5 protein-coding genes are annotated in these 5,300 nt (G+C 72.7%); 3 read left to right on the top strand and 2 right to left on the bottom strand.

The genetic code is table 11. From position 1 onward, the window contains the following. A partial coding sequence (locus QH283_RS10245) for an exodeoxyribonuclease V subunit gamma (RefSeq protein WP_280502782.1) occupies positions 1-1,379 on the bottom strand: 1,379 nt, incomplete at its 3' end. Positions 1,380-1,563: 184 nt separating this feature from the next. Between QH283_RS10245 and QH283_RS10240 the strand changes: the two genes are divergently transcribed. The 3 genes from QH283_RS10240 to QH283_RS10230 all read left to right on the top strand — a co-directional run bounded on the left by QH283_RS10240 (position 1,564) and on the right by QH283_RS10230 (position 4,433). Further along, a complete protein-coding gene (locus tag QH283_RS10240; RefSeq protein ID WP_280502781.1) occupies positions 1,564-1,770 on the top strand; it encodes a hypothetical protein in 207 nt (68 codons plus the stop codon). Positions 1,771-1,960: 190 nt separating this feature from the next. Further along, complete coding sequence (locus QH283_RS10235) at positions 1,961-2,809, top strand: tat pathway signal sequence (protein ID WP_280502780.1); 849 nt, start codon at positions 1,961-1,963, stop codon at positions 2,807-2,809. A 190-nt stretch (positions 2,810-2,999) separates the two neighbouring features. After that, a complete protein-coding gene (locus QH283_RS10230) occupies positions 3,000-4,433 on the top strand; it encodes an NAD(P)/FAD-dependent oxidoreductase (RefSeq protein ID WP_280502779.1) in 1,434 nt (477 codons plus the stop codon). Between the two features lie 183 nt (positions 4,434-4,616). Here the strand turns inward: QH283_RS10230 and QH283_RS10225 are convergent, their stop codons facing one another. Beyond that, positions 4,617-5,273: an urease accessory protein UreD gene (locus QH283_RS10225; RefSeq protein ID WP_432420695.1), complete on the bottom strand. Its 657-nt coding sequence runs from the start codon at positions 5,271-5,273 to the stop codon at positions 4,617-4,619. Positions 5,274-5,300: the final 27 nt, after the last annotated feature.

Raw genomic sequence — 5,300 nt, 5'->3', positions numbered from 1 at the left:
GTTTCGGAGGCGGCCAGATCGAGCACCTGCGTCACCGTGACACGGCCGTCGGCCAGTTCCAGCAGTGTGCGCGCCACCGCGAGCAGCGGATTGGTCACCCCGCGGCCACGATCGGCCAGCCGCACCCGCAACTGCTGCGCCGGATGGGTCTGCTCCCCCGGCTCGCCCGCGCCCGGCGTGCCGAAGGCGGCGCGCACCAGCGGCGCGAAGGTCTCCACCTCCGGGCACATGACCAGCACGTCGCGGGGTTCGAGGGTGTGATCGGCGGCGAACAGGGCGAGCAGCCGTTCGCGCAGCACCTCCACCTGCCTGGCCGGGCCGTGGCAGGCGTGCACCTCGACGGTGCCGTCGGCGGCGACCCGTTCGGCGGGCGGCCACACGTCCTCGCGCAGCCCGGCCTGAAGGGCGCGCAGCAGGCTCGGCTCGGCCGGCGAGGACGGCGGCAGGTAGCCGTCGTCGTCCTCCGGCACGGCGAGCACCGTCAGCCGCTGTTGCAGTTCCCGTACCTCGCGGGCGAGGCCGGCCAGCAGCGGGTGGCGCACGGCGGCGGCACTGGTGTCGGCGGCGCGCGGGCGCGCGGGTGGGCGGGCGGCCAGGGCGCGCCACATGACCGGGCTGGGATGCACCAGCCACAGATGCACCTCTCGGTGCGCGGCGAGGGCCGCGAGCACGGCCAGCTGGTCGGTGGCCAGCCGGGTCACCCCGAACAGCGACAGCCGGTCGGGCAGGTCGACCAGGCCCGGCTCGGCGCGCAGCCACGCACACGCGTCCGCCAGCCTCTCGGCGGGGGCGGGCACGCCGATCTCCTCACGGACCATCCGCCACAGCCGCGGCTGCCAGGCCAGGTCCTCGGGCACCCGGCCGCCCGCGCCGTCGCCGTCACCACCGGCCGCCCAGTCCAGGATCAGCTCGGGTCGCTGCGCGCCGTAGCTGTCGAACAGCGCGGCCAGGTGGGCCGCGGTGGCGTAGCGCCTGCCGACGCGGTGATCGCGGCCGTCGGAGGCCGCGCCGAGATAGCGAGCGGGCACCGCGCACCACGGCTCGGTGACCGCGCGGTCCAGCGCGCGCAGCACCGGCCACACCAGCCGGTCCCGGCTCCACGGGTCCCGCTCGGGGTCGATGCCGGTGCAGGCGGCGAGCACGCCGGTGACCAGCGCGGCCGGTGCGGGGAAGGCGATGTTGGCGGCGACGCCGTCCGAGCCGCCCTCGGACGCGCCGAGGGTGCCGGACAACCGCTGGGTGAGCCAGCGCTCGACGCCCTTGGCGGGCACCGCGATCACCTCGGGCGCGAACGGATCCGCTTGCGGCACCGACGATCGCGCGGCGAGCGCGTCGACCAGAGTGTCCGCGCGCTCGGCCCGATGGATGTGCAGCGGCATGGTCCGTTTATACGTCAGCGACCGGCGCGCAACTCCCCCGGCCCGCCCGCGTGGAGTGAATTGGGACACACCCCGGCGGGCGTGGTGGTCGTGTCACGGGCGTCCGCGCGGGCCGATGTGCCACAGTCTGCGGTCGACAGGGGGCTGTCGGAAACGAGTCACGTCGAAAGGCTGGTCCGCGTTCATGGCTGCGAGGGTCCTCCCGCTGGTCCCGAGGGACGGGTTCACTGTGCGTCGCGTCGGCGAGCGATGGGAGCTGGTGAACACCCGGCACTACGGACGCTCGGTGGTCCTGCACAGCTGGCCGCGCGAACGGCACGCCGAGGCCTTCGAGCACTGCCACCGCCTCAACGGCCGAGCCGCCGAGGACCGCCGCGCCGCATCCCGCTGAGCGGCCGGCACCCCGGCACGGAACCGGACAAATCGAAAAAGGCTGGCGCGCACCGGTTTTCGGGACACGGTCGACGAAGTCGCGCTTAGCACATCCGCGGCCGCAGCTCAAGACGTGCATCTGCGGCGCTGGTGTGCCATCGTCGTCCCTCGTGCGTTATCCCCAGGCCGCCACCGGGGCCGTTCCCCGCGTGGCCGCAACCGCTTGTGTCCTTGCCGCCGCGGCGATCTTGATCCCCAGCGCGCCCTCCATCCTCCCCGGCGCCGCCGCGCCCGCCGCCCACGCCGCGCCCGGCGGCTGCTTCGGCAACTTCGACTGCGACCTGAGCAATCGCATCCGCAGCGCCGACCAGTACCTGGCCGGCAGGCCGGGCGTCACCGGCTACGTGCTGCGCGATCGCGTCTCCGGCGCGGTCTACGCCAACGAACACGCCGAGGACTCGGTGTGGACCGCCTCCACCATCAAGCTCGCCATCGCCGCCGACCTGCTCAACCGGGCCCGCGTGGGCGCGCTGGTGCTCACCCCGGAGGACCGCGGCCTGATGGAGTCGAAGATGGCCACCTCCAACGACACCGCCACCGACCTGCTGTGGAACAAGCACGCGGGCCCCGACCGGATGGCCTACAACAACGCCTTCCGCGCCAACGGCATGGTGAGCCTGGTGCCGATGCCGACCAACGGGCCGCTGTTCCCGGACTGGTCCTACCAGAAGTGCACCACCGCCGACCTGGACCGGCTGATGAGCCACGTGCTCGACGCCATGCACCCCGACGACCGCAACTACCTGCTCGACCTGATGCGCCGGGTCGACCCCAACCAGCACTGGGGCGTGTGGGGCGCGGGCGCCTCGATGCGTCCGGGCCTGAAGAACGGCTGGTCACAGGAGGAGGGCGGCTGGGTGGTCAACTCGGTCGGCTTCGCCGGCCCCGGCGAGCGCTACACGCTGTCGATCATGACCGCCATGGGCGCCGAGGGCGGTTACACCGAAGGCGCCGAGACGGATACGAGGCTGGCGGAGATCCTGCTCGCCGGACGCTGATCCGGCCCGGATCCCGGCGAACGCCGCCACCCTCCGACAGCGACGGAGGGTGGCGGACAAGAGGCGAAGGGTGGCGGCGCACACGCCGTAGGCCCCTCTCGTCGTGACGCCCGTCGACCGGCCGACTACGGTTAGACCGTCAGAAGAACCGTTGGCGGGGCGAACCCCTGGTCTGTCGAGGAGCACGACGATGAGCACTCAGCCTGTCGAGAAGCGTCGGCACCGGGTGGTGGTGATCGGCTCCGGGTTCGGCGGCCTGTTCGGAACCAAGCACCTCAAGCGCGCCGACGTGGACGTCACGCTGATCTCCAAGACCTCCACCCACCTGTTCCAGCCGCTGCTGTACCAGGTGGCCACCGGCATCCTCTCGGTCGGCGAGATCGCCCCCGCCACCCGCCTGGTGCTGCGCAAACAGAAGAACGTGCGGGTGCTGCTCGGCGAGGTCACCGACATCGACCTGGAGAACAGGACGGTCAGCTCGCGGCTGCTCAACCACGACACCGTCACCCCGTTCGACAGCCTGATCGTGGCCACCGGCGCCCAGCAGTCGTACTTCGGCAACGACCACTTCGCCACCTACGCGCCCGGCATGAAGACCATCGACGACGCGCTGGAACTGCGCGGGCGCATCCTCGGCGCGTTCGAGGGCGCCGAGGTGGCCACCTCCCAGGAGGTCCGCGACCGGCTGCTGACCTTCGTGGTGATCGGCGCCGGCCCCACCGGCGTGGAGCTGGCCGGGCAGATCGCCGAACTCGCCGACCGCACGCTGGAAGGCACCTTCGACAACTTCGATCCCCGCGACGCCAGGGTGATCCTCATCGAGGGCGCGGGCGCGGTGCTCGGCCCGATGGGTCCCAAGCTGGGCCTCAAGGCGCAGCGTCGGCTGGAGAAGATGGGCGTGGAGATCCAGCTCAACGCCATGGTCACCGATGTCGACGCGCACGGGGTGACGGTCCGCGATCCCGACGGCACCACCCGCCGCATCGAGTCGGCCTGCAAGGTGTGGTCGGCGGGCGTGCAGGCCAGTCCGCTGGGCAAGATGCTGGCCGAGCGGTCCGAGGGCACCGAGGTCGACCGCGCGGGCCGCGTCATCGTCGAACCCGACCTGACCATCAAGGGCCACCCGAACGTCTTCGTCGTCGGCGACCTCATGTCGGTGCCCGGCGTGCCAGGCCAGGCGCAGGGCGCGATCCAGGGCGCCACCTACGCCGCCAAGGCCATCAAGGCGGGCCTGAAGGGCCAGCAGCCGCAGGAGCGCAAGCCCTTCAAGTACTTCAACAAGGGCAGCATGGCCACCGTCTCGCGGTTCAGCGCCGTCTGCCAGGTCGGCAAGCTGGAGTTCGGGGGCTTCATCGCCTGGCTGGCGTGGCTGGCCCTGCACCTGTACTACCTGATCGGCTACCGCAGCCGCCTGATCACCTGCATCCAGTGGTTCGTCACGTTCCTCGGCCGCAGCCGCGGCCAGATGGCGGCCACCGAGCAGTGGGTGTTCGCCCGGCTCGCCCTGGAACAGGTCAACGACGATCAGGAGGACGCGGACGAACTCGCCGCGGCCCTCGGCGCACCGCCTTCCCCCGGGCGGGCGCCGGGGAAGAAGGCCGCCGCCGACCAACGGGCGTCCTGAGCTCGTCCGCGCGGACTCCGTAGACGCTTCGCCACCGAGGGGGCGCACACCGCGCCGGACCCGGGCACGCCCCCGCGCCGGCAGGCCACCAGGCCCGCTCCCGGTGCGTCATGCGGAGCCGCGTGATGCCGTGTTCGACCCGCTGGGTGGTTCGACCCGCTGAGTGGTTCCACCCGCTGGGCGCTAGCCGGGCAGGCGGGTGTGCGCGAGTGTCTCGCCGAGTCCGGTGGAGAGACTGCCGCCAAGGGCCAGCGGAAGGCGGGCCGCGTCGAGACCGGTGGTCGAGGCGGGCCGCTCGTCGGGATAGCACAGTTCGCTGATCAGGGCGCGCGGCGCGGTGAGCGCGTCGTCGGTGGCGACACCGGCGCCGAGCTCGAGACGGTGCCGCACCAGCGGGAGCTCGCCGAGATCGGCGATCAGGTCGCCGCGCCAGCGGCCGTGCCGTTCGCCGGTGCGGCCGATCTGCACCTGCTCACGCAGCCGCAGCCGGGAGCAGGCAGCCAGACCGACGCTGGTGACCGTGGCGTGCTCGGCCCCGCCCGCGACGATCATGGCCGGGGTGTCCACATCCAGCTCGCCGCCTTCGGCGACCTCGAAATGCCAGTGCGCGGAGGAGGCGAGGGTGCCGCGGCCGGGCAGGGCCATGGTCGCCGCGACACCACGCAGGCTCAGGCGCGCGCCGGGACCGACGAGCACTGTGACGGCGATGTGATCGCCGCCGAGCGGGGTGGCGGCGGTGCCGATCAGATGCACCCGCTCGGCGCCGGTGTGCCGGGCGGCCAGGCCGCCGCGCGCCGCCATGTGTGCGACCCGACCCGCCACGGCCACGAAACGCAACACGGGGCGCCGCGGCGCCGGGGTGTCAGG

It is taken from the genome of Nocardia farcinica (genome assembly GCF_029867845.1).
Taxonomy (GTDB): Bacteria; Actinomycetota; Actinomycetes; order Mycobacteriales; family Mycobacteriaceae; genus Nocardia; species Nocardia farcinica_A.
This window is presented reverse-complemented; position numbering and strand designations above follow the sequence as displayed.